The sequence below is a fragment of the Kineococcus mangrovi genome (assembly GCF_041320705.1).
GTDB classification, from domain to species: Bacteria; Actinomycetota; Actinomycetes; order Actinomycetales; family Kineococcaceae; genus Kineococcus; species Kineococcus mangrovi.
Map to the genome: position 1 here is coordinate 186,576 of NZ_JBGGTQ010000008.1, position 22,986 is coordinate 209,561.

Sequence of the window (22,986 nt, forward strand, 5' to 3'; positions counted from 1 at the left end):
GGGGCGGGTTCGGGTTTCCCGGCGCGCACCGGCCCGGGAACTACTACCATTCCCGCGTGATCCCCACCGATCAGCAGGTCGACGAGGACGTCGAAGCGGTGCTCGCAGGTTCGCGGGCCATCGTGGGCATCAGCGTGCGCTCGCTCGCCGAGGCCATGGAGTCCCTCACGCTCCAGCAGTACCGCGTGCTCGTGCTCATCTGCGGGCGCGGACCGCTGCGCAGCGGGGCGCTGGCCGCGGCCATCGGTGTCCACCCGTCCACGTTCACGCGGGCCGTCGACCGGCTCGTCGCCGGTGGGTGGGTGACGCGCGAGGACAACCCGGACACCCGCCGCGAGGTGCTGGTGGCCCCCACCGAGCGGGCCCGCGACCTCGTCGACCAGGTCCTCGCCCGCCGTCGCGCGTCGTTCGAAGCCGTCCTGGAACGCATGGACGACGACGGCCGCGCCGCCGTGCGGGAGGGGTTCGCGCGCTTCGCCGAGGCCGCGGGGGACACCGACATGCCCGAGGCGACGACCCTGGGCTACGAGAGCTGACGTTCTCGCAGGTCGATCTCCCGGTGGGTGGCGGTCTGCCGGCGCGTGTGGTGCCGGCGGCAGAGCACCTCGTAGGCCACGGTGCCCACCGGGCCCACGTCGAGCGTCCCCTCCGCGCGGGTGAGGTCCCCCACGACGACCTGCTCGCCCGCGACGACCATCTCCCCGTCCACGGTGCGGGCGTTGTGGGTGGCGCGCCGTCCGCACCAGCACAGCGCCTCGACCTGCGGCACCTGCACGCGGTCGGCGAGCTCGATGAAGCGCGCGGACCCGGGGAACAGGCGCGTGCGGAAGTCGGACGTGATCCCGAACGCGAAGACGTCGACGTCGAGGTCGTCGACCACCCGGGCGAGCTGCTCGACCTGGTCGGGGTCGTAGAACTGCGCCTCGTCGCACACGACGTAGTCCAGCGGGTCGGCCGCGTGCCGTCCGCTGACCTCGACCCACAGGTCGGTGCCGGCGCCGACTTCGAGGGCCGCCCGCGCGAGCCCGATGCGGCTGGAGATGACCGCCGCCCCGGCGCGGTCGAAGCGGGTGAACAGCAGGCCCCGCCGTCCCTGGACCCGGTGGTTGTGGTCGGTCTGCAGCGCGAGCGTCGACTTCCCGCAGTCCATCGTCCCGGAGAAGAACACCAGCTCGGCCACGGGCGTCGATCGTGCCACACGCCCGGGTCCGGGGTGCGGGGCCGTCAGGCGTCGCCGGCGGTGACGGCCTGCGCCTCGGCGGTCGAGTGCGGGGCCGGCTCCCCGTGCACGACGACGAGGTGGCGGCGGCCGGAGAGCAGCACGGCCAGGCCGACGACGACGCCGAGCGCCCCGAGCGCGAACGGCGACCAGTCGGTGAAGACCTCGCCGAGCTCGCCCGCGGCCCAGGCGGCGATGGCGCCGCCGATGAACCGGACGAAGGAGTAGGCCGCGGACGCCGTCGAGCGCTGGACGGGGGAGACCTCCATGACGAGTTCGGTGACGATCGTGTTGTTCACCCCGAGGAAGACCCCGGCGACGATCGTGCCGACGACGAGGACGGGCTCCACGTCCACGAACACGGCTTCGGCGACGAGGACGAGGGCGAACAGCGCCAGCATGGCCGCCATGACGGGGACGGACCCGAACCGGCGCTGCAGCCGCGGGGCGAGGGCGACGGACGCGATCGCGAGGCAGACGCCCCAGCCGAAGAACACGAGGCCGAGCCCGATCGGGGAGGAGATCCCCAGCGCGAACGGCGTGTAGGCCAGGAGGGTGAAGAACCCGAAGTTGTAGAGGAAGGCCATGGCCGCGACGGTCGCGAGCCCGCGGTGGCGCAGCGCGCGGACGGGGTCGGAGATCCTCGTGGCGACAGCGGGTCTCGGCGTCGAGGGCAGCAGGGTCACGATCGCGGTGAAGGCGACGGCCATGAGCACGGCGGTGCCGAAGAACGGCCCGCGCCAGGACACCTCGCCGAGGAGGCCGCCCACGAGGGGGCCGGTGGCGATGCCGAGGCCGAGCGCGGCCTCGTAGAGGATGATCGCGTTCGCCATCCCCCCGCTCGCGGCGCCGACGATGGTGGCCAGGGCGGTCGCGATGAACAGCGCGTTGCCCAGGCCCCAGCCGGCGCGGAACCCGACGATCTGCGCGATCGACGAGGACGACCCGGCCAGCGCGGCGAACACGACGATGAGCGCGAGCCCGGCCATGAGCGTCTTCTTCGCGCCGAACCGGCTGGAGATCCAGCCGGTGAGCAGCATGGCGAGGCCGGTGATGCCGAGGTAGGACGTGAACAGCAGCAGGGTCTGGGCCCTGGTGGCGCCGAGCTCGCCGGCGATGGCGGGCAGGATCGGGTCGACGAGGCCGATCCCCATGAACGAGACGACGGCGGCGAAGGCGACGGCCCACACGGCGACCGGTTGCCTCAGCAGACCGGGGCGAGCGTCGGTCGCGGTGCCTGAGGGGGTGTCAGTCGACACGGGGCGTCCTTCCTGGGGCGAGTGCGGTGGTGACGTCCTCGAGCAGGCCGGTCAGTCGTTCGAGGTCGCCGGGCGTGGCCGGCAGGTCGTGCAGGGCCCGGGCGAGCGGGGCTCGCAGGGCGCGGCGGTTGGCCAGCAGGACGTCGCGGCCCTCGTGGGTCAGCGCGACGAGGACGGCGCGGGCGTCGGCGGGATCGGCGGTGCGGGTGACGAGGCCGGCGTCGGTCAGCCGGGTCACGAGGCCGGTCATGCTCGGCTGGGCGCAGCCCTCCAGCTCGGCGAGCCGGCTCACCCGCAGGGGGCCGTCGCGGTGCAGGGTGCCGAGGACCCGGGCCTGGGTGAGGGACAGGCGGGTTCCGGTGGCGGCGGCCGCGGCTTCCCGCGTCAGGGCCGCGCAGCTGAGGAGCAGCCGTTCGGCCAGGTCCTCATCAAGTTGCATAGGGACACTATATGACGCTGCGCGGGGTCGGGCAACGTGACAGCGGGCACGCAGCGTGGTGAGCTGAGTCCGTGAGTGATGAAGGAGCGGCGGGGCGGGCCGACGAGTCCGACGAGTCCGACGAGGACCGCCGGCACCGGGTGGACCGCCGGACCACCATCGACCTGACCCGCGCCGAGCGCGGCGAGCCCGAGCGCCGCCGCCTGCCCGGCGTCGACCGCCGGGACAACCCCGACTCCCAGGACCGGTGACCACCCCGTGCAGCGGCGGTGGCGGGTGCGTCAGGACAGGGCGCTGAAGGCCTCGACGTCCCGGATCTGCCCGGACACGATGATGACGTCGTCGGCCGCGAGCACCGTCTCGGGCGTGGCGTAGGTGAACCCCCCGCCCGCGCGGTGGTGCGCCACGACGGTCACCTTGTAGGTGCTGCGCAGCTTCACCTGGCCCAGGCTCTTGCCGACGATGGGGCTCGGCGGGGTCGTCTTGACCATCGCGTAGCCGTCGTCGAACTCGATGTAGTCCAGCATCCGCCCCCGCACGAGGTGCGCCACGCGCTGGCCCATCTCGTGCTCGGGGCGGATGACCTTGTGCGCGCCGAGCTGGGTGAGGATCCGCGCGTGCGAGTCGCTGATCGCCTTCGCCCACACGTTGCGGATGCCGAACTGCAGCAGCGTCGAGACCGTGAGGATGCTCGCCTCGAGGTTGGTGCCGATGCCGACGACCGCGCGGTCGAACTCGTGCACCGACAGCTGCCGCAGCGCCTCCTCCTTGGTGGAGTCGGCGACGACGGCGTGCGTGAGGGAACCGGCGAGCTCGTCGACGAGGCTCGGGTCGTTGTCGATGCCGAGGACGTCGACCTGCCCGTCCTCCATGAGCTCCAGGGCCAGGGAGCGGCCGAACCGGCCGAGGCCGATGACGACGACCGACCGGGGGCTGGCCAGAGCCGAACGCTTGCTACCCAATGATCGGCCTTCCTTCGGGGTACTCGTACAGGCGGGTGCGTTCGCGCAGCGCCAGGGCGGCGCCGAGCGTGATCGGGCCGATGCGGCCGAGGAACATCAACAGGGCCAGGATGACCTGTCCCGACTCCGGGAGCTGCACCAGCAGCCCCGAGCTGAGCCCGACCGTGGCGAAGGCGGAGATCACCTCGAAGACGACCGCGTCCAGGGGGGCCCTGGTCATCTCCACGATGACCAGCGTGGCGACCACCACGACGCCCAGGGACGCGAGCGCCACGGTCAGGGCCTGCCGCACGACGCGGTCGGCCACCGTCCGGCCGAACACCGTGACCGTGGGTTCGCCGCGGAACTCGGCGTACACGGCGAGCGCGAGCAGGGCGAAGGTCGTCACCTTGATGCCGCCGGCCGTCGAGGCCGAGCCGCCGCCGATGAACATGAGCACGTCCATGACCAGCCAGGACCCCCCGTTCATGGCCGAGACGTCGATCGAGTTGAACCCCGAGCTGCGGGTCGCCGAGGCCTGGAACAGCCCCGCCAGGGGGCGGGCCCACCAGTCCAGCGGCGCCAGCGTCGCCGGGTTGTGCCACTCGTTGACGGTGAGGAAGACGGCCCCGATGAGCAGGAGGGGGACGGTCGTGGCCAGCGTCAGCTTGGTGTGCAGGGACCAGCGCTGCGGGAACCGGAACTGCTTGCGCAGCTCCAGCAGGACGGGGAACCCCAGCCCCCCGATGACCGAGGCCCCCACCACCGGCAGGCACATCCAGGGGTCGGCGACGAAGTCGCTCATGCTGTTCGAGCGGAGCACGAAACCGGCGTTGTTGAAGGACGAGATCGCGAGGAACGTCCCCTCCCACACCGACTGGCCGATGGTGCGGTCGTAGCCGGCGAGCAGCCGCGAGGTCAGCAGGACCGCCACGACGACCTCGACGAGCAGGGAGGCGCGCACGACGCCGAGCAGGACGGTGCGCACGTCGCCGAGGTTCAGGCCGCGCGACTCCGTGGCCGTCAGCACCCGTGAGCGCAGCCCGAGGCGCCGGGAGGCGAAGACGCCCAGCAGCGAGGCCGACGTCATGATCCCGAAGCCGCCGACCTGGGCCAGGGCGAGGATGACGACGAGCCCGAACGTGGACCAGTGCGCGCGGGTGTCCACGACGACGTGCCCCGTCACGCACAGCGCGCTGACGGCGGTGAAGAGGGCCTCGACGAAGGTGGCCGCACCGGCACCGCGGCGGGCGACGGGCAGCCACAGCAGGGTCGTCCCGATCGCGACGGCGAGGGAGAAGCCGAGGGCGACGACCTGGGCGGGGTGGAGCAGCACGCGGTGACGGCGACGGGTCGCGCGGGCCTGCGCCACGTGCTGCCTCCGCCGTGCCTGGTGCCACCGCGGGTCCGCCCGCGCACGGCGCGGGCGCGCCGACGTCGGCCAGGCTAACGGTGCGCGCCGGGCGCGGCGGGGAGGTCAGTCGGGTTCGGGGACCTCGAGCAGCTCCAGGAGGTCCTCGCGGGCGAAGAAGCGCGCGGCCTCCAGCGCGTTGGGGGTGCCGAGGTAGGGGTCGGCGTCGGCGGCCACCAGCGCGGCGACGACCTCCACCTCGCCCTTGAAGACGGCACCGGCCAGCGGCGTCTGCCCGCGGCCGTTGGTGCGGTCGGGGTCGGCGCCGCGCTCGAGCAGCGCCAGCACCGTGCGCGGGTGACCGTGGTAGGAGGCGAGCATGAGGAGCGTGTCGCCGTCGGCGTCCGTCGAGTTCACCGGGACGCCGAGGTCGAGGTAGCCGCACAGCTCGCGGACGCGCCCGTTGCGGGCGTGCTCGAAGACGCGGTGCGCCAGGGCGAGCGCGCGTTCCTCGCCCTCGTCGGTGGGGCCCGCGGGGACGGCACCCACCGCGGTGCCGGCGTCCGCCGACCCGGAGCCGGGGTCCTCCCGCTCGCTGGTCACGGCGTCAGGGTAGGTCCGCCTGAGCGCGGAGTGCACGCCCGTTGCGTGTCCGACGTCAGGGCCGGTCCAGGACGGAACTCACGGTGACCATCGCACCACTGAGAGCTGTTAGATAAGCGCGGGAGACCTCGTAGACGGCGTGACCGGCGTCCGTGATGACGAACGGGTCGTCCTCCTCGTACGCGAGGACCGCCCGCAGGGCGCCACCGGCGGGTCCCCGGCGGTGGACCAGCGCGGCCCGCACCGACTGCGCGACGCCGGTGGTGTCGACGAGCTCGTCCTCGCGCATGCCCAGCACCGACGCGACCCCGGACAGCAGACCCACCGTGTAGGCGAGGTCGGCGTCCTGCGGGGCCAGCCGTGCGCAGGCCGACGCCCGGGCCAGCACCATCGTCAGGGCCTCGGTGTCCACGCTCGTCACCCCGCCCAGGAGCATCAGGACGACCCAGGAGCAGAGCTGGCGGCGGCCGAGCAGGACGATCGCCTGCCGCAGCGAGGTGATGCCCGACTTCGTCCCCGCCGCGGCCGACGAGACGGTCTTCAGGACGCGCAGGCTGAGCGCGGGGTCGGAGGCGACGAGCTGCTCGATCTCGCGCAGCGGCGCGTCGGCTCCGGTGAGCGCGCGCACCAGGCGCAGGCACACGAGCTGCGACGGCGTCAGGCTGACGGCCTCCAGCGTCACGGGGCGCTGCAACCCGTACCCCTGGAACAGGTCCGCTCCCGCCGCCAGGCACCGGGCGAAGAGCTCGTCGTCCTCGATGCGCTCGACGACGACGAGGGCCGTCGGGTTGTGCGCGCGCGCCAGGTCCAGGACGCGCTCGACGTCGGCACCGGCGGCCTCGACGTCGATCTTGATGTAGTCGGCCAGGGCGACGGCCGGCAACCGCGACTCCTCGCCGATGAAGTCGTCGATCGCGATGCGGTAGCCCCGGGCGCGCAGCCGGCGCAGCCCCTCAAGGACCTCCTCGTCGACCTCGACGTTCTCCAGCAATTCCAGCACGACCTGCTCGGGGGAGCACGGGATCGGCAGGGCGCCCGTGAAGAACCCCCGCGTGAGGTTGATGAACAGCAACCGGTCGCCGGCGATCTGCCCCACGCCGAAGTCCCCGAAGGTGGCGCTGATGACCTGCGACGTCGCGTGGTCCTGCTCGGCGCCCTCGGCGAGCTCGGCGCTGGCCCGGCCGTGGTTGCGGAACAGCAGCTCGTAGGCGACGAGCCGGCGCTCGGTGTCGTAGATGCCCTGACGGCCCACGCGCACGGGGGAGACGCAGGTGGTGACGTCCCCGGTGGGCGCGGGGTCGGCGGGTGCGGGTGGTGCCGGGGGGTGCGCGTCCACTGCGGTCCCCTCCCCGTCCGTCGTCACCGCGAGCTCCACACCCGTCTCAACGGCTCGCCCGCTGCGCGACTGAACCGTTCTTCGTCACGACTGGGCCGAACGGGTGGGCTCGCCCCCCGGTCAGACCGCGGTGCGGTGGAACCCCTGCGCCGAGCGGCTCGGCGTCGGGCCGCGCTGGCCCTGGTACCGCGACCCCGCCGCGCCGCTGCCGTAGGGCTGCTCGGCGGGGGAGGACAGCCGGAAGAAGCAGAGCTGGCCGATCTTCATGCCCGGCCACAGCGTGATGGGCAGCGTGGCGACGTTCGACAGCTCCAGCGTCACGTGGCCGGAGAAGCCGGCGTCGATGAACCCCGCCGTCGAGTGGGTCAGCAGACCGAGACGACCCAGGCTGCTCTTGCCCTCCAGCCGCGCGGAGATGTCGTCGGGCAGGGAGACGACCTCGAACGTGGAGCCGAGGACGAACTCGCCCGGGTGCAGGATGAACGCCTCGTCGGGCGCGGTCTCGACCAGCCGGGTGAGCTCGGGCTGCTCCTGCGCGGGGTCGATGACCGAGTACTTGTGGTTGTCGAAGAGCCGGAAGAAGCGGTCCAGCCGCACGTCGACGCTGCTCGGCTGGACCATCGACGGCTCGTACGGGTCCAGGGCGACCCGCCCGGAGTCCAGCTGGGCGCGGATGTCGCGGTCGGAGAGCAGCACGGGCGTCACGGTACCGCCGGTGCGAGCACCCGCCGGCGTCCGTTACAGTGGTCGAGTCCTGCTGGGCTCGACCCGTCGGCAGGGCACGCGGGCGTAGTTCAATGGTAGAACCTCAGCTTCCCAAGCTGATGGTGCGAGTTCGATTCTCGTCGCCCGCTCCAGCGCGAAGGCCCCGGTCCGGTGGACCGGGGCCTTCGTCGTTCCTCACCGCCTCAGCGCGTCCCCTCCGGCCCCTGGTCGGCGGGCACGGCGTTCGCGGCGTCCTCTTTGCTGATCTCCACGCCGGCGATCGGGTTGCCCTGACCGGTGCCGTCGGCCACGTCGTCCTCCTGGCCCAGCGGGTCCTGGGGGTCGCGGGCCGGGCTCGGCACGGGGCCGGAGTCGGACGCGCGGGCGTTCTCCCGGCTGCCGGACTCCTGGACGGTGCGGACCTCGGCGTTGTCGCGCGGGTCCACGTGGGGTGTCGTCTCCTCGCTCACCCGCCCACTGTGCTGGCCCCCGGCCGTCCGCGCGCGCCGAGGTGGTGCCTGCACCACCTCCGGTCGTCCAGCCCGCGGGATCGATCGGGCGGGGCGGTCCGGGAAGGCTCGGAGCACACCGAGCAACGCCAGACCAGGAGGAACCCGTGACCACCACGACGACCCGTCCCCGCCGCCGCTCGCTCGCCGCCGCCCTCGCCGGCGCCGCCGTCCTGTCCCTGGGCCTGACGTCCGCCGCGACCGCTGCGCCCGGGGCCCACCAGGCCCCGCCGCGGTCGGCCGCCGTCCAGCGAGAGCTCGACGACCTCGTCCGCGAGAACGGGTTCCCCGGCGTCCTCGCCGCCGTCCGCGACGCCGACGGCCGCGTGACGAACTACACCGCCGGCGTGCAGGACCTCGCCACGGGCGACCCGATCCACGCCGACGGCCGCGTCCGCATCGCCTCCAACACCAAGACCTTCACCGCGGTCGTGGTCCTGCAGCTCGTCGGGGAGGGGGAGGTCTCCCTCGACGCGCCCGTCGAGACCTACCTGCCCGGCGTCGTCCGCGGTCCCGGCGGCGACGGCCGGTCGATCACCGTCCGCCAGCTGCTGCAGCAGACCAGCGGCCTGCCCGACTACGACACCGTCGTCGCCGACGTGACCCGGGGCGACACCGCGCTGCTCGACATCCGGCACACCTACTTCGAGCCGTCCCAGCTCCTGCAGGCCGCGTTGGCCGCCCCGGCGGAGTTCGCGCCGGGCACGGCGTGGCAGTACAGCAACACGAACTACCTGCTGGCCGGGCTGCTCGTGCAGCGGGTCACGGGGCGGCCGATCGGGGAGCAGATCACGCAGCGCGTCATCGACCGGCTCGGGCTGGAGGACACCTACTGGCCCGCGGCCGGGGAGCAGGGGATCCGCGGCGAGCACCCCCGGGGGTACCTCGCGGCCGGGGAGGACGCGCCGTGGACCGACGTCACCGAGACCGACCCCTCCCTGGGCTGGGCCGCCGGTCAGCTCGTCTCCACCCCCTCCGACCTGGCGCGGTTCCAGGCCGCCGTCCTGGGTGCGGACGGCGCCGAGGGTTCCGACGTCCTCGCCCCCGCGCAGCGGGCCGAACTGCTGCAGACCGTGCCGGCCGCGGAGTTCGAACCCGAACCGGGCTGGAGCTACGGGCTGGGCCTGGCGCACCGCACGCTGAGCTGCGGGGTCGAGGCGTGGGGGCACGGCGGTGACATCCAGGGCTACGAGACGCGCAACCTCGTGACGTCCGACGGCCGGTCCGTCGTGGTCGCGGTGACGGCGCTGCCGCGGACGCTGGAGGACCTCTCGGACGTCAACGCGGCCGTGGAGGCCGCCGTCTGCGACGGCCGGTCGTGAGACCCCCGGCGGGTGTCGGTGCCGGAAACGGCCTCTAGGGTGGGGGCACCCGACGGGGTCGTCGGGCGACGACGGGAGGAAACGTGCGCGTCCTGTTCATCGGTGGCACCGGAACCATCAGCTCCGCCTGTGCCGACCTCGCCGTCCGGCGGGGGATCGACCTGACCGTCCTCAACCGCGGCTCCGGCCGACGCCGGCTGCCCGAGGGGGTGACGACCCTGACGGCCGACGGCCGCGATCCCGCCGCCGTGCGGGACGCGGTGGGGGACGAGACGTTCGACGTCGTCGTCGACTTCGTGGCGTTCACCCCCGAGCACGTCGCCGCGGACGTCGAGCAGTTCCGCGGGCGCACCGGGCAGTTCGTGTTCATCTCCAGCGCCAGCGCCTACGCGAAACCGGTGGGGCACCTGCCCATCACGGAGTCGACGCCGCTGCGGAACCCGTTCTGGCAGTACTCCAGGGACAAGATCGCCTGCGAGGAGCTGCTCACCCGGGAGTGGCGGGAGAACGGGTTCCCGGCGGTGCTGGTGCGGCCCAGCCACACCTACGACCGCACGATGGTCCCGCTCGACGACGGCTGGACGGCGGTCGACCGGATGCGGCGGGGCAAACCGGTCGTCGTGCACGGGGACGGCACCTCCACGTGGGTCCTGACGCACACCACCGACTTCGCGCAGGGTTTCGTCCCGCTGCTCGGCGAACCGGCCGTGACCGGGGAAGCCGTGCACATCACCTCCGACGAGGTGCTGACGTGGGACGGGATCGCCCGTCGCCTCGCCACGGCGGCCGGCGTCCAGGACCCGCAGCTCGTGCACGTGCCCAGCGACGTCATCGCGCGGGAGGCGCCCGACCGGGGGCCGGGCCTGCTGGGCGACAAGGCGCACTCGGTGGTGTTCGACAACAGCGTGCTCAAGCGGCTGGTCCCGGGTTTCGCGGCGACGACGAGCTTCGCGCAGGGCGCGCAGGAGATCGTCGCCCACCACGACGCCCACCCGGACCTGCAGGTCGTCGACCCCGACGTCGACGCCCGGCAGGACCGGCTCGTGGAGCGGTTCGGCTGAGGCTCAGCCGGGGGGTCAGCCCTTGAAGGCGTCCTTGACGTGCTCGCCGCGCTGCTTCAGGTCGGCGGCCGCCTGGTCCTTCTGGCCCTCGGCGCGCAGTTCGCTGTCGTCCGTGGCGCCGCCGGCGGCCTCCTTGGCCCGGCCGGAGACGTCCTGGGCGGCGTTCTTGATCTTGTCGGTGGCGCTCATGTTCACCCTCCTCGGTGACCGGGGGTCTCCCGGTGCGGTCCCACTGCAGCACCACTGCCGCGGGACCGCACCCGGGACGCCGCCGGGTGGGGTCGCCTCACCGCACCCCACGACCCCGTGAACGCGTCAGGAGTACTTCTCGACCTCGCCGTCGGTGCCCGGGCCGAGACCGGGGGGCAGTTCGCCGAAGCTGTTGCGGTACCAGACCGCCGCCTGCCGCTCCACCAGCAGCCGCGTGATGCCGATGACGGCGCCGGAGGCCAGCGCCCACACCACCGCCTCGCGCCACGCCACGTCCGGGTCCTCGGGGTTCTCCGGCGGCGGCGACTTCGTCACCGCGACCCAGACCTTCTTCGTGACGCGCCTCGCGACCGCGGTCGCGAGGATGCCGGCGCCGGGCCCGGCGAACTTCCAGACGATCGAGCTCATGGTCACGCACCCTGCCCTACAGCAGACCCAGGAGCCAGCCCAGCACCGGTGTCAGCGCGGCGGCGCTGCCGGCGAGCACCGCCAGCACGACCACCAGCGTCAGGAGCTTGACCGCCCGCGACGGCCCACCGTCCGGTCCCCGCATCATCCGCAGCACCGGGCCATCCTCCCCGCACCGTCGAACGCCGTGCCGGGGTACCCTCGCCGGGCAACGACAGGGGAGCGCCGTGGGGCGCTGAGAGTGCGGGGATCCGCAGACCCTCGAACCTGATCCGGTTCACACCGGCGTAGGGAGTCGGGACGTCCTCGACGTGCGACCGCCGTGGTCGCCCGTCCCCCTCCTGGGACCAGGAGGAACCACCGTGAGCACCACGCTCAACCGTTCGCGCGCCGCGCACCGCTGGCGCACCGTCGACCTGCTCACCGCCGCCGTCCTCGGCGTCGCCTTCGGCGTCGTGTTCTGGGGCTGGGGCATCCTCTACACCTCGCTCACCCCGCTGTTCGCCGCCGTCCCGTTCGTGCAGAGCATCCTGTCCGGCGTCTGGCTGCTGCCCGCGGTCGTGGCGGCGCTCGTCGTCCGCCGACCGGGGGCGGCGCTGCTCGCCGAGATGACGGCCGCCTCCGTCGAGGCGCTCATGGGCAGCCACTGGTCCACCGGGGTGCTCGTCTCCGGCGCGATCCAGGGCATCGGGGTGGAGCTGGCGGTGGCGCTGTTCGCCTGGCGCCGGTTCGGCCCCGCCGTCGCCGTGCTCGCCGGCGTGCTCGCCGCCGTCCTGGAGGGCGTGTACGAGCTGTTCGCCTACTACGCCGGCGCCTGGACCCTCGGGTTCCAGGTCCTGTACGTGGCCTGCTTCGCCGTCTCCGGCGCTCTCGTCGCGGGCCTGGGGGGCTGGGCCCTCGTCCGGTCGCTGGCCCGCACCGGTGCCCTCTCGGCGTTCCCCGCCGGGCGCGAGCACCGCGGCTGACCGGCGCTCGGCCGTGCCCGACCTCGCGCTGCGCGGGCTGACCGTCACCACCCCCGCCGGCCGCACGCTGGTCCGCGACGTCGACCTCGACGTCGCGACCGGCGAGCGGGTCCTGCTCGCCGGGCCCAGCGGCGCGGGCAAGTCGACCGTGCTGCGGGCCCTGGCCGGGCTGCTCGAAGAGGACGTCGAGGCCCGCGGCGACGTCCGCCTCGACGGCCGGGAGGCGCTCGCGGGGGAGGTCGGGCTGCTCGTGCAGGACCCCCTCGACGCCCTCGTGGCCGAGACCGCGGGCCGGGACACCGCGTTCGGCCCGGAGAACGCCGGCCTGGACCGGCCCGGCACCTGGCGGCGGGTGGCCCGCGCGCACGCGGCCGCCCGGTACCCCGCCGGCCGCGACCGGGAGGTGCGGACGCTGTCGGGCGGTGAGCGCCAGCGGCTCGCCCTGGCCGGGACGCTGGCCGCCGACCCGGCCGTCCTGCTCCTGGACGAACCGACCTCCATGCTCGATGCGCCCACCGCGGCCGCCGTGCGCGCGGCCGTCCTGGACGCGGCCGGCCGGGACCGCGGCCTCCTCGTCGTCGACCACGACGTCGCCGGCTGGGCCCCCCACGTCGACCGGGTCGTCGTCCTCGGTGCCGGTGGCGACGTCGTGCACGACGGGCCGGCCGCCGCCGCGGGGCGGTCCCCCACCGGGACGGGCGACCTGTGGTGGCCCGGGGTCGCGGCCCCCACCCCGCTCGACGTCCCGGCCGGGCTGCTCACCCCCGCCCTGGACCCGGGGGGCGGGGACGTCCTGCACGGGGAGGGCCTGGGGCTCGTGCGCACCCGCCGCGGCCTGCGACCCCGGCCACCGGCCACCGTCCTGAGCGGGGTGGACGTCGCCCTCCCGACCGGTGCGCTCACCCCCGTCACCGGCGACAGCGGGGCAGGCAAGTCGAGCCTGCTCGCCCTCCTGGCCGGTCTGGCCGCCCCCACGTCGGGGCGGTTGCTCGCCGCGCCGGCGCTCGCGGGCCGACGCGGGCGGCGGGCCCCGCACACCTGGACGTCCCGGGAGCTGGCCGCCCGGGCGGGCTGGGTCCCGCAGTTCCCCGAGCACACCTTCGTCGCCGCGACCGTGCGGGCCGAGGTCGCCGTCACCGCCATCGTCCTGGGCCGCGACACCGGCCGCGGGGAGGCGCTGCTGGAGCTGCTGGGCCTGTCCGGCCTCGCCGACGCCCACCCCTTCCGGCTGTCCGGCGGGGAGCAGCGCCGGCTCGCGCTGGCCGGTGCCCTGGCCGCGGGCCCCGCCCTCGTCGTGGCCGACGAACCGACCGTCGGGCAGGACCGGGGGACCTGGGCGGTCGTGGCCGGGTTGCTGGCCGCGGCGGTGCGGGACGGTGCCGCCGTGGCCGTCGGCACCCACGACGGCCCGCTGCTCGGGGCGCTGGGGCCGCGCGCGGGGACGGCGGTCCGGCTGCACCGCGGCGTCCCCGCGGAGGTGGCCGCGTGAGGCGCGGGGGGCGCGACGGTGTCCACACCTCTGTGCACAGCACTGTGGACGACCCTGTGGGAACCGCCGTGCAGCGTGTGGGCGAGGGTGTGGGCGCAGCTGTGGACGACGGGGTGCCGACCACCGCCGCGCAACGCCGGGGCGCGGGCCCCGGGCCCGTCGTCCGGCACTGCGGCCCGTTGCCCCTGCTGGCCGTCGCCGTGCTGTGCGCCGCCGGTGCCTTCGCCGTCCGGGACTGGTGGCAGGCCGCCGGAGCCCTTGCCGTGCAGGCGCTCTGCCTGCCGCTGGTCGTCGGCGACGTGCGGGCCGCGGTGCGGCGACTGCTGCCGCTCGCCCTGGCGGCGCTGTCCGTGGGCTGGTCCACCGTCCTCGCCGGTGACAGCGCCGATCCCCTGTGGACGGCGCTCACCGCCGCCCTGCGCCTCGTCGTCCTCGTCCTGCCCGGTGCCCTGCTGCTCGGCTGGCTCGACGCCGCCGAGGTCGGCGACCACCTCGCCCAGCGCCTGCGCGTGCCGGGCCGCGTCGTCGTCGCCGTCGTCGTCGCGCTCGGCAGGCTCGACGCCCTCGTCGACTCCTGGGACCAGGTCGCCGCCGCGCGGCGCGTGCGCGGTCTGGGCCCCGGGCGCGGTCCCGCCGGCCGGGTCCGCTGGGCCGCCTCCACGTCCTTCGGCCTGCTCGTCGACGCCGTGCGCGGCGCGGGCCGCGTCTCGCTGGCGATGGACGCGCGCGGGTTCGCCGGTGAGGGCGCCGGCCGGCGCAGCTGGGCCCTGCCCGCCCCGTGGCGGCGGGCCGACACCGTCCTGCTGCTGGCCGGGACCGCCGTCGCGGCGGTGCCGCTGCTGCTGCGGGTGGGGGGTGCGTTCCTCACGTCCACGAGCTGACGGGTGACCTACCGCGCGCCGCGGCCGACGGACAGGCTGACCGCAGGGCCCGTGCCGTGCGGTGCCGCTCGGGGGAGGGCAGGGGGTCGGGCAGCGTGGCGGGACGCAGCGCACCGGTGCCGGACGGCGTGGGGGACGCCGCCGGGCCGGTCGCGGTGCCGGGGGACCGGCACCGGTCTGCGCCCGCGATCACGGCGCTCGGCGTCCACGTGCGGTCCGGGCCCCCCTTCCCGGGGGACGGGACCGTCACGCTGCTGGAGGGCGTCGACCTCGACGTGCGCCCCGGTGAGGTGCTCGCCGTGGTCGGGCGGCGCGGGGCCGGCACGTCCACGCTGCTGTCCGTCCTGTCGGGCCGCACCCGCCCCAGCGAGGGCGTCGTCCGCGTCCTGGGACGGGACCCGGCCGGCGGGGCCGGCGACGACGACCTGGCGACCCTGCCCTCGCACGCGGCCCTGTTCGACCACCTCACCGTCGAGGAGACGCTGTCGCTGTGGGCCGGTCTGCGCAGCCGGCCGGGGGCCGAGACCGGTGAGCTGCTCGACCTGGCGGGCCTGACCGGGGCCGCGCACCGGCTCGTCCGCGGCCTCGACCACGGCCACCGGCAGCGTGTGCAGCTGGCGGTGACGTTCGCCGGTGCGGCACCGGTCGTCGTGTGCGACGAACCCGTCGGAGGGGCCGCCCCGGGGACGGGGGCCGCGCTGGCCGCCCTCCTGCGCCGGCACCGCGCCGGCGGCGGGACCGCCGTCGTCGCGGGCGGACGACCCGAGGTCCTCGAGACGGCCGACGGGACGGCGCTGCTGGCCGCCTGCGACCGCGTCGGCGTCCTGCGCCGGGGCCGGCTCGTCGTCGCGGCCCCCGCCCGCGACGTCGTGGACCGCTTCGCCTCCCACGGCGGGGTCAGCGCCCTCGTCGGCGACGCCGGTGAGGCCAGCTCCCTCGCCGCCACCCTGCCCGGCGCCACCTTCCAGCGCGTGGGGGAGCTGACCCGCGTCGACGTCCCCGACGTCGCCCCGGAACGGTGGTGGGCGCTGACGGCCGCGCTGACCACCCTGCGGGAGGTGCGGCACCACGACGCCACGCTCGCCGACGCCGTCCGCCGGGCCACCGCCGACCGGCGCCCCGCCGACGTCCGGCCCCCGGACCCCCGGGGAACCCCGTGAGCCTGGCCCGGACGACCGGGCACGACGCCCGTCCCGACCCGCCCGCCCCCTCCCCGCGCCGGCGCTGCCCCGGCAGGCTCTCCCCGGCCGGTGCGGCGCTCCGCGAGTCGCTGCGGGACCGGCCGCTGCTGGCCCAGGCGGTGCTCACCCCGCTCCTCGTGCTCGTCCTGGCCCTCCTCCTGGGGCGGTTCGCCGCCTCCGAGGACCCCCGCGTCGTGCAGGTCGCCGGCACCCCGCCCGCCGCCACCACCGTCGAGCGGGCCCTCGCCTCCGCCGGGGAGGAGGTCGGCCGGCCGACCGGCGCGGGCGGCTCCACCGCCGTCCCCGGTGCCCCCGGCCCCGGTGTCGACGCCACCGTCAGCGTGCCCGCCGGCGGCCCCGTCCTCGTGCGGGTAGCCCCCACCGCGACGTGGGAGGTCGCGGACCTCGTCGAGACGGTCCAGGGCGCCCTGCCCGGTCGCACCGTCCACGTCGTCGGTCCCGACGGCCGCGCCACCCACGGCCTCGACGGTCAGCTGCTGCCCGCGGTGCTCGTCCTGACCGCCGTCGTCCTCGCGCTGCCCGGCACCGCCGGCCGCGTCCGGGCCTGGCGGCGCCGCGGGACGCTCGGGCTGGTCACGGGCACCACGACCGTCCGCGGGGTGCGCGCGGCGCGGCTCGCCGGTGCCCTGCTGCCCTCGCGGTTGCTGCTGGTCGTGCCCGCCGTCGTCGTCCTCACCGCCGCCGACCTGCCCGGCGCCAGGACCCTCGCACTGCTCGTCCTGCTCGCCGCGACCGGGACCGCCGCCGGCACCGCCGTCGGCGCCCTGGCCGGCGGGCTGCTGCGGACCGGCGGCGAGACCGGCCCGGTGCTGTGGGTCCTCGCCGTCCTCGTCGGGTTGTTCGGCGGGGTGCTGCTGCCGGCGTCCGTGCTGCCGCCCGCCGCCGACGCCGTCCTGCGCCTCACCCCGACCGCGTGGTTCGCCGACGGGGTGCGGGCGGCGCTCGCCGGCGGCCCCGCGGCTCCGGCGCTGCTCGCCGCGGCGGGTTTGACGGCCGTCTCCGTCGCGGCGTGGGCCGCTCTCGCGGGGATCTGCGCGCGGACGGCGCGGCGCTGACGGGTGGGCCCCGACAGCCGGTCGACCGACCGTGAGGAACGCACCCGCGAACGGTGAGCGGCGCACTGCCGCCGCGGCGTGGTGGGGGACAGGCTCGCCACGTCCGCACCGACCGGCAGTTCCCAGGGGGTTCTCGTGAACGTGACCACCGAACGCGTCAGCACCGGACCCGGACCGCGCACCGGGTTGGACGCCGAACTCGACCGTCTCCTCGCCGCGGCCCCCTCGGACCCGGTGCGCCGGCGGACGACCCCGCCCCCGCTGGCCAGCCCGTTATGCCTGTGCTGGCCCGCCGAGACCGACGAGTGAGCCGACCGTGACGAACGGCCCTCGCGGACTCGCGCCGCGAGGGCCGTGGCGTCTGCTGCGCGACCCCGGCGGGGGTTTCCTGCTCGACGACGACGAGGGGCGGGTCCGGGTTCCGGACCGCCCCGCCCACGTGCTGGAACTGCTGCGCGACCGCGGTGGTCTCGCGACCGAGGAACTGCTGGGCGATCTCGGGGTCCGCCCCGACGAGGTGGCGGACCTGGCCGTGGAACTGGCCGACCTCGTGCGCAGCGGTGTCCTCGTCCGCACCCCCGGCGGTCCCCGCCCGACCGTCGCCGTGGAGGGGATCGGCCGCAGCGCCACCGCGGAACTGCGCACCGTCCTCACCGCCCCCGGGAGCCCGAGCGCCGGTACCACCGCAGGGACCGCCGACCTCGTCGTCCTCACCTGCGACGACCACGCCGACCCGCGGTTGCCCGACCGGCTGACGGAGGTGGCCGGCCGGTCCGCCGTGCTGCTGGTCCGCTGGGGTGCCGGGAGGTGTTGGATCGGTCCGCTCATCGCCGCGGGTCGAGGGCACCGTCCCGTGGGTGCCTGCCCCTCGTGCCTCGTGGAGGCGTTGCGGGGCAACGTCGAACCGGACCTCGCCGGGGCCGCCCACCCCGTCGGAACCGGCGGTGCCGTCCTGCGCGCCGCTGCGGTCGGCGCGGTCGCTGCGGTGGTCGACGGCATCCTCGAGGAGTTCGCCGGTCCCGGTTCGGCACCGGTGCCCGCCCCCTCGACCCCGTGGCGCGCCGGCATCCGGGAACTGCGCCTGCGTGCGGCCGAGGTGGTGGTCCACCCCGTCCTGCCCTGCGCCGGCTCGAGCGCGACCACCTCGACCACCGAGGTCGACCTCGTCCGCCGGCTCGACGGTTTCGTGTCCGGGCTGACGGGTTTCCTCGACCGGCCGCGGGTGCGGCGCTCGGCGGCGGGGCGGTTCCTGGCGACGACCACCCACCCCCTCCGGGCACCGTCCGCGGGCGCCGGCGCGCACGGGCGCCGGGCGACGGCGTTCGGGGCGGGCCGGACGGACGGTGAGGCCGTCACCGCGTGCCTCGGTGAGGCCGTCGAACGTTTCAGCACCACGTGGCGCCCCGATCCGGACGCCGTCGTCACGACGGCGACCGCGTTGCGGGCCGCGGGTTCGCGGGTCCTCCTCCCGGGATCGGCCGGGAACGGGGCGTGGCGGGACGAGGAGGCGACGGAGTTCCGTCGCGTGCGCGCGGTTCCCGACGGGTCCTGGACCGGCGCCTGGGTCCCGGCCGCGGCCGTGACGTTCGGTCACCCGCACCAGTGGGCGGTCGCGGCGGCCCGGCCGGACTCGACGGGGTGCGCCGCGGGCCGGGACACGGCCGACGCCGTCCGCCGCGGGTTGGCCGAACTCGTCGAACGCGACGCCGTCGCCGCCTGGTGGTGGTCCCGGGAACCACGACCGGGCGCCGCCCACCCCGACCCCGGCGGCATCACCGCCGACCTCGCCGCGCACGGCCGCCGCGGGTGGTTCCTCGACCTCACCCACCGCGCCGGGATCCCCACCGCCGTCGCCGTCTCGGTGCTGCCCGACGGCACCGGTGCGACGCTCGGTTTCGGCGCGGCACCGACCCCGGCCGAGGCGGTCGTGCGCGCGGGGGAGGAACTGCTGCAGGTCCTCGGCTGCCTGGAGTTCGGTGACGAGCTGGGCCTGACGGGGGCGGGGTCCCCCGCCTGGCAGGGGCAGCACGTGGAGGACCACCCGCACCTGCTCCCGCACGGGCGGCCCCGCACCACCCCCGTCCCCGGCGGCCCGGACGTCCTGGTGGACTGGAACTCCCGGCTCGCCGCCGCCGGTTGCGAGGTGGGTTTCGTCGACCTCACGCACCCGCGGCTGGCGGTTCCCGTCGTCCGCGTCGTGAGCCCGCAGTTGCGGCCGTGGCGCCGGCCGGCGGGTGCCGCCGTCCCCGTCGACGTGAACCCCTGGGACCTGCCGGTCTGAGCGTTCCGCGGGAGGTTCGGCGGGACACGGTGTCGGGATACGGTGTCGGGCGTGCGTCCCCCCACCGTTGCCCGCACCCGGAGGGCACGGGTGCGCCGCGTCCTGCCGGTGGGGGGAACCGTGACGCGCCGGTTGCAGGCGCTGGCCGTGGTGCTGTTCCTCCTGTGCGCCCTGGGGTTGTCCGTCTCGGTGGTCGGGGACGTGCGCTCGGGGCGGATCGCGTGGGTCCGGCCGGACTCGCCCTCGACCGTGACGCTCGCCCTCGCCGCGGTCGGCGTCAGCGCGGTGACGGCGGGTGCCGTCACCGTCGCCGTGCTGCGCCGCACGCTGTCGCGGTCCGGCGTGCGGTCCCGGGGTTCGGCGCTGCTGGCGCTGGCGGCGGTCGCCTACCTCCCCGCGCTCCTCCTGGGGTCCGGCTGGCTGGCCTGGTCGGCGGTGACGGCCTGCTTCGTGCTGGAACTCCTGTCGGCCCGACCGGCCCTCGTCCTCACCTCGACCGGGCTGGTCCTCCAGGTGGCCCTGACCCGGACCGCGGGGGCGGAGTGGGGCACGTCGGTGTTCGCGGGCGTCAGCTACGTCGCGACGTCCGTGCTGCTGTTCCTCGTCCTGCGGTGCGTGAACACCTACCGCGAACTGGAACTGGCGCGTGCGGAGCTCGCGCACGCCGAGGTGCTCGCCGAGCGGGTGCGGGTCTCCCGCGACCTGCACGACCTGCTGGGGCGCAACCTGGCCGCGATCTCCCTGAAGGTCGAGCTCGCCCGCCGGCACCAGCGCGGCGGGCGCGGCGAGGCGCTGGCCGGGGAGCTCGACGAGGTCCTGGGGCTGAGCCACGCGGCCGCCGCCGACCTGCGTGCCCTCGTGGCCGGGTACCGGGTGCTGACGGTGCGGACCGAGCTCGCGGCCGCCGTGCGCCTGCTCACGGACGCGGGGGTGCGCTGCGAGGTGGACGCCGCTCTGGACGGGGACCTGGAGGCCGATCTCGGAGCGGCCGACGACGTCGTGGCGTGGGTCCTGCGGGAGGCGGCCACCAACGTCGTCAAGCACGCCGACGCGACGTGGTGCACGGTCTCCGTGGGGCCGGCGGCCGACGGTCCGTCCCGGGTCGTCGACCTGGTGGTGGAGAACGACGGCGCCGCCACGGCCACCGGCGGGGGCGACGGGACGGGCCTGCTCGGGGCGCGCGAACGGGTGCGCGTCGTCGGCGGGGCGCTGGAGGTCTCGGTGCGCCGGGAGGTGTTCCGGTTGGAGTGCCGCGTGCCGGTGGGTGTGCTCGCCCGTGCTCAGGAGGAGGGGGAACCGCTGTGATCAGGCTGCTCGTCGCGGAGGACATGCACATCGTGCGGTCCGCGCTCGTCGCGCTGCTGGACGGGGAGGACGACCTCGAGGTCGTCGCGTCCGTGGCCCGGGGGGACCAGGTCCTCGACGCGCTGGGCTCGGCCGCCGTGGACGTGGCCGTCCTGGACCTGGAGATGCCCGGCGGCGACGGGGTGTCCGTGGCCGCCCGGATCCGCCGGGAGGCGCCCGGGACCAAGGTCATCATCCTCACGGCGCTCGGCCGGCCCGCCGCCGTGCGCGGCGCGCTCGCCGCGGGTGTCGACGGGTTCGTGCTGAAGAACGCGCCGGTGGAGGACCTCGTCGACGGCATCCGCCGGGTCGCCGCCGGCGGACGGGTCCTGCACCCCGAGCTCGCCGCGGCCGCCGTCCAGCGCGGCGACTCCCCGCTGACCCAGCGCGAGGCGGGGGTCCTGTCCCTCGTCGCCGAGGGCTGCACGGTGCGGGAGGCGGCGCAGCGGCTGTCGCTGTCGGAGGGGACGGTCCGGAACTACCTGTCGATGGTCGTCGACAAGCTGCACGCCCGGAGCCGGACGGACGCCGTCAACATCGCGCAGGGCAACGGCTGGATCTGAACCTACTGCCGTTAGGTTCTCGCCTGTGTACGCTAGGAACCGTGTCCCGCCCTCCCCTGTCCACCTCTGCGGTCGTCCTGCGCGCCGCGCAGCTCGCCGACGCCGACGGTCTGGGTGCGGTCACGCTCGCGGCCGTGGCCCGCTCGCTGGGCGTGCGGACGCCGAGCCTCTACAGCCACGTCCGCGACCTGGCCGCCCTGCGTGACGGCGTCACCGTCCTCGCCCTCGACGAACTCGCCGACCGCGTGGCCGACGCCGTGGTGGGCCGGTCCGGTGGTGAGGCGCTGGCGGGTTTCGCCGCGGCGCACCGGTCCTACGCGCACGAGCACCCCGGCCGCTGGGAGGCGCTGCACCGGCGGGCCGGACCGGCTGCGGTGCAGGCGCCCGCGGCGGGCCGGGTCGTCCGGCTCACCGAGGCGGTGCTGCTCGGCTACCCCGTCCCGCCGGCCGACCGCGTGCACGCCACCCGGTTCCTCGGCGCCACCCTCAGCGGTTTCCTCGACCTCGAACGCCTCGGCAGCTTCGACCACAGCTCCCCGGCGCCGGTGCAGTCCTGGCGCGAACTGCTGCGCTCGCTGCACCTCGTCCTGTCGCACTGGTCCACGCGCGACCCGATCCCCCCGCAGGAGTCCTCGTGATGCACGCCCTGACCCCCGAGCTGTTCCACGGTGCGCTGGAGGTCCAGCCGACCGATCGCGGGGTGCGGCCGCACCGGTTGCCGCCCGCCGTTCGGACGCGGGACGCCGACGCGCAACTGCTGTCCGCCCAGGCGCAACCCTCGGGCGTCCGGGTCGTGGTGGCGACCACCGCCCGGCGCCTGGACCTCGGGGTGCACGCCACGCGCCAGGCCCTCGGTGGTGCGCAACGGCTCCGCGGGGCGGTCGACGTCCTCGTCGACGGGGAACTCCTCACCACCCACGTCCTGGCCGGCGGCGACCTCGTGGACGTCGACCTGCGGACGGGGACGGTGACGACGACGCGCGGACCCGGCGACCACGTCGTCGTCGACGACCTGCCCGGCGGGGACAAGGTGGTGGAGTTCTGGCTGCCGCACCTCGAACAGGTCGACGTCACGGGTCTGAGCGCCGACGCGCCGGTGGGTCCGGTGGCCCTGCCCGGACCGCTCTGGGTCCACCACGGCAGTTCCCTCAGCCACGGTTCCAACGCGTCGAGCCCCACCCGCACGTGGCCGGCGATCGCCGCGCGGGCGGCGGGGGTGCGGTTGCAGAACCTGGGGTTCGGCGGCAGCGCCCTGGTCGACCCGTTCCTGGCCCGCGTCGTGCGGGACCTGCCCGCCGACCTGGTCAGCGTCAAGCTCGGCATCAACGTCGTGGGTGCCGACGCCATGCGGCGCAGGACGTTCGTCGCGGCCGTCCACGGGTTCCTCGACACCGTGCGGGACGGGCACCCCACGACGCCGCTGCTGCTCCTGTCCCCGCTGCACTGCGCGCTGCACGAGGACACCCCGGGGCCGGGGTCCCTCGACCCCGAGGCGCTGGGTCGTGGCGAGCTGAGGTTCACGGCGACGGGCCGGCCCGGGGACACCGCAGGTGGGCGGCTCACGCTGCGGGTCGTGCGGGACGCGCTGCGCGAGGTCGTCGCCGCCCGCGCCGACGACCCCCACCTGCACCACCTCGACGGACTCGACCTGTTCGGCGAGGCCGACGAGCGCGAGCACCCGCTGCCCGACGCCCTGCACCTGGACACCGCGGCGCACTCCCTCGTCGGGCGCCGGTTCACCGACCTCGCCTTCGGTGCCGGGGGCCCGTTCGCCGGCGCTGCACCCGGCCGGTGACCCCGGGAACACATCCGGCCCGTCACTGGTTGAGCCCATCAGACTCAA

At 75.5% G+C, this 22,986-nt stretch carries 27 protein-coding genes, 1 tRNA gene and 1 riboswitch; of the genes, 16 read left to right on the forward strand and 12 right to left on the reverse strand.

Annotated elements, in window-relative coordinates:
* Positions 1-56: 56 nt before the first annotated feature.
* Positions 57-536 carry a MarR family winged helix-turn-helix transcriptional regulator gene (locus AB2L28_RS16970; RefSeq protein ID WP_370720164.1) on the forward strand — a complete coding sequence of 160 codons (480 nt, stop codon included), beginning with the start codon at positions 57-59 and terminating at the stop codon, positions 534-536.
* Here the strand turns inward: AB2L28_RS16970 and AB2L28_RS16975 are convergent.
* The 3 genes from AB2L28_RS16975 to AB2L28_RS16985 are packed head-to-tail and all read right to left on the reverse strand — an operon-like array spanning position 524 to position 2,917.
* The gene (locus AB2L28_RS16975) at positions 524-1,180 is read right to left on the reverse strand and encodes a thymidine kinase (protein WP_370720165.1); all 657 of its coding nucleotides are present in this window, start codon (positions 1,178-1,180) and stop codon (positions 524-526) included. The two genes, AB2L28_RS16970 and AB2L28_RS16975, sit on opposite strands and share 13 nt — an antisense overlap.
* Before the next feature lie 44 nt (positions 1,181-1,224).
* A complete protein-coding gene (locus tag AB2L28_RS16980; RefSeq protein ID WP_370720166.1) occupies positions 1,225-2,478 on the reverse strand; it encodes an MFS transporter in 1,254 nt (417 codons plus the stop codon).
* Entirely contained in the window at positions 2,468-2,917 is a 450-nt protein-coding gene (locus tag AB2L28_RS16985; RefSeq protein ID WP_370720167.1) for a MarR family winged helix-turn-helix transcriptional regulator, read from the reverse strand. The genes AB2L28_RS16980 and AB2L28_RS16985 overlap by 11 nt, the downstream gene beginning before the upstream one ends.
* A gap of 71 nt (positions 2,918-2,988) precedes the next feature.
* On the opposite strand from AB2L28_RS16985, the gene AB2L28_RS16990 reads away from it, so the two are divergent.
* Positions 2,989-3,168, forward strand: coding sequence for a hypothetical protein (locus AB2L28_RS16990; RefSeq protein ID WP_370720168.1), 180 nt, complete (start codon positions 2,989-2,991; stop codon positions 3,166-3,168).
* Positions 3,169-3,198: 30 nt separating this feature from the next.
* On the opposite strand, the gene AB2L28_RS16995 is transcribed toward AB2L28_RS16990, so the two are convergent.
* The 5 genes from AB2L28_RS16995 to dcd form a co-directional block, all read right to left on the reverse strand.
* On the reverse strand, positions 3,199-3,879 hold the full coding sequence (locus AB2L28_RS16995; protein ID WP_370720169.1) for a potassium channel family protein: 681 nt from the start codon (positions 3,877-3,879) through the stop codon (positions 3,199-3,201).
* The gene (locus AB2L28_RS17000; RefSeq protein WP_370720170.1) at positions 3,872-5,194 is read right to left on the reverse strand and encodes a TrkH family potassium uptake protein; all 1,323 of its coding nucleotides are present in this window, start codon (positions 5,192-5,194) and stop codon (positions 3,872-3,874) included. Before AB2L28_RS17000 ends, AB2L28_RS16995 begins: the two co-directional genes overlap by 8 nt.
* Before the next feature lie 141 nt (positions 5,195-5,335).
* Complete coding sequence (locus AB2L28_RS17005; RefSeq protein WP_370720204.1) at positions 5,336-5,758, reverse strand: ankyrin repeat domain-containing protein; 423 nt, start codon at positions 5,756-5,758, stop codon at positions 5,336-5,338.
* Between the two features lie 109 nt (positions 5,759-5,867).
* Positions 5,868-7,148, reverse strand: a complete 1,281-nt coding sequence (locus AB2L28_RS17010; RefSeq protein ID WP_370720171.1) for an EAL and HDOD domain-containing protein — start codon at positions 7,146-7,148, stop codon at positions 5,868-5,870.
* Between the two features lie 120 nt (positions 7,149-7,268).
* Positions 7,269-7,844 (reverse strand): dCTP deaminase, encoded by a 576-nt coding sequence (dcd, locus tag AB2L28_RS17015; protein ID WP_370720172.1) that lies wholly within the window; start codon positions 7,842-7,844, stop codon positions 7,269-7,271.
* 87 nt (positions 7,845-7,931) lie between these two features.
* Here dcd and AB2L28_RS17020 point away from each other — a divergent pair.
* A tRNA-Gly gene (locus tag AB2L28_RS17020) sits at positions 7,932-8,005 on the forward strand.
* A 51-nt stretch (positions 8,006-8,056) separates the two neighbouring features.
* On the opposite strand, the gene AB2L28_RS17025 is transcribed toward AB2L28_RS17020, so the two are convergent.
* Positions 8,057-8,323 (reverse strand): hypothetical protein, encoded by a 267-nt coding sequence (locus AB2L28_RS17025; protein ID WP_370720173.1) that lies wholly within the window; start codon positions 8,321-8,323, stop codon positions 8,057-8,059.
* A gap of 146 nt (positions 8,324-8,469) precedes the next feature.
* Here AB2L28_RS17025 and AB2L28_RS17030 point away from each other — a divergent pair, with 146 nt between their 5' ends.
* A complete protein-coding gene (locus AB2L28_RS17030; protein WP_370720174.1) occupies positions 8,470-9,684 on the forward strand; it encodes a serine hydrolase domain-containing protein in 1,215 nt (404 codons plus the stop codon).
* A gap of 83 nt (positions 9,685-9,767) precedes the next feature.
* Positions 9,768-10,745 carry an SDR family oxidoreductase gene (locus AB2L28_RS17035; protein WP_370720175.1) on the forward strand — a complete coding sequence of 326 codons (978 nt, stop codon included), beginning with the start codon at positions 9,768-9,770 and terminating at the stop codon, positions 10,743-10,745.
* Between the two features lie 15 nt (positions 10,746-10,760).
* On the opposite strand, the gene AB2L28_RS17040 is transcribed toward AB2L28_RS17035, so the two are convergent.
* The 3 genes from AB2L28_RS17040 to AB2L28_RS17050 form a co-directional block, all read right to left on the reverse strand.
* The gene (locus tag AB2L28_RS17040; protein WP_370720176.1) at positions 10,761-10,934 is read right to left on the reverse strand and encodes a CsbD family protein; all 174 of its coding nucleotides are present in this window, start codon (positions 10,932-10,934) and stop codon (positions 10,761-10,763) included.
* A 126-nt stretch (positions 10,935-11,060) separates the two neighbouring features.
* Positions 11,061-11,363, reverse strand: a complete 303-nt coding sequence (locus AB2L28_RS17045) for a DUF4235 domain-containing protein (protein ID WP_370720177.1) — start codon at positions 11,361-11,363, stop codon at positions 11,061-11,063.
* Positions 11,364-11,379: 16 nt separating this feature from the next.
* A complete protein-coding gene (locus AB2L28_RS17050; protein ID WP_370720178.1) occupies positions 11,380-11,520 on the reverse strand; it encodes a hypothetical protein in 141 nt (46 codons plus the stop codon).
* A 49-nt stretch (positions 11,521-11,569) separates the two neighbouring features.
* A riboswitch (TPP riboswitch) is annotated at positions 11,570-11,674 on the forward strand.
* A gap of 51 nt (positions 11,675-11,725) precedes the next feature.
* Between AB2L28_RS17050 and AB2L28_RS17055 the strand changes: the two genes are divergently transcribed.
* From AB2L28_RS17055 to AB2L28_RS17105, 11 genes are all read left to right on the forward strand, one after another.
* Positions 11,726-12,328 (forward strand): ECF transporter S component, encoded by a 603-nt coding sequence (locus tag AB2L28_RS17055; protein WP_370720179.1) that lies wholly within the window; start codon positions 11,726-11,728, stop codon positions 12,326-12,328.
* Between the two features lie 13 nt (positions 12,329-12,341).
* Positions 12,342-13,817 carry an ATP-binding cassette domain-containing protein gene (locus AB2L28_RS17060; protein ID WP_370720180.1) on the forward strand — a complete coding sequence of 492 codons (1,476 nt, stop codon included), beginning with the start codon at positions 12,342-12,344 and terminating at the stop codon, positions 13,815-13,817.
* 113 nt (positions 13,818-13,930) lie between these two features.
* Entirely contained in the window at positions 13,931-14,698 is a 768-nt protein-coding gene (locus AB2L28_RS17065; RefSeq protein WP_370720181.1) for an energy-coupling factor transporter transmembrane component T family protein, read from the forward strand.
* 95 nt (positions 14,699-14,793) lie between these two features.
* The gene (locus tag AB2L28_RS17070; protein WP_370720182.1) at positions 14,794-15,858 is read left to right on the forward strand and encodes an ATP-binding cassette domain-containing protein; all 1,065 of its coding nucleotides are present in this window, start codon (positions 14,794-14,796) and stop codon (positions 15,856-15,858) included.
* A complete protein-coding gene (locus tag AB2L28_RS17075) occupies positions 15,855-16,955 on the forward strand; it encodes a hypothetical protein (RefSeq protein WP_370720183.1) in 1,101 nt (366 codons plus the stop codon). Before AB2L28_RS17070 ends, AB2L28_RS17075 begins: the two co-directional genes overlap by 4 nt.
* Before the next feature lie 135 nt (positions 16,956-17,090).
* On the forward strand, positions 17,091-17,264 hold the full coding sequence (locus tag AB2L28_RS17080; protein ID WP_370720184.1) for a hypothetical protein: 174 nt from the start codon (positions 17,091-17,093) through the stop codon (positions 17,262-17,264).
* A gap of 7 nt (positions 17,265-17,271) precedes the next feature.
* Positions 17,272-19,236, forward strand: a complete 1,965-nt coding sequence (locus AB2L28_RS17085; RefSeq protein ID WP_370720185.1) for a YcaO-like family protein — start codon at positions 17,272-17,274, stop codon at positions 19,234-19,236.
* A 51-nt stretch (positions 19,237-19,287) separates the two neighbouring features.
* A complete protein-coding gene (locus AB2L28_RS17090) occupies positions 19,288-20,541 on the forward strand; it encodes a sensor histidine kinase (protein ID WP_370720186.1) in 1,254 nt (417 codons plus the stop codon).
* Positions 20,538-21,143: a response regulator transcription factor gene (locus AB2L28_RS17095; RefSeq protein ID WP_370720187.1), complete on the forward strand. Its 606-nt coding sequence runs from the start codon at positions 20,538-20,540 to the stop codon at positions 21,141-21,143. Before AB2L28_RS17090 ends, AB2L28_RS17095 begins: the two co-directional genes overlap by 4 nt.
* A gap of 41 nt (positions 21,144-21,184) precedes the next feature.
* A complete protein-coding gene (locus tag AB2L28_RS17100; RefSeq protein WP_370720188.1) occupies positions 21,185-21,781 on the forward strand; it encodes a TetR/AcrR family transcriptional regulator in 597 nt (198 codons plus the stop codon).
* Complete coding sequence (locus AB2L28_RS17105) at positions 21,781-22,938, forward strand: GDSL-type esterase/lipase family protein (RefSeq protein ID WP_370720205.1); 1,158 nt, start codon at positions 21,781-21,783, stop codon at positions 22,936-22,938. The genes AB2L28_RS17100 and AB2L28_RS17105 overlap by 1 nt, the downstream gene beginning before the upstream one ends.
* Positions 22,939-22,986 lie beyond the last annotated feature (48 nt).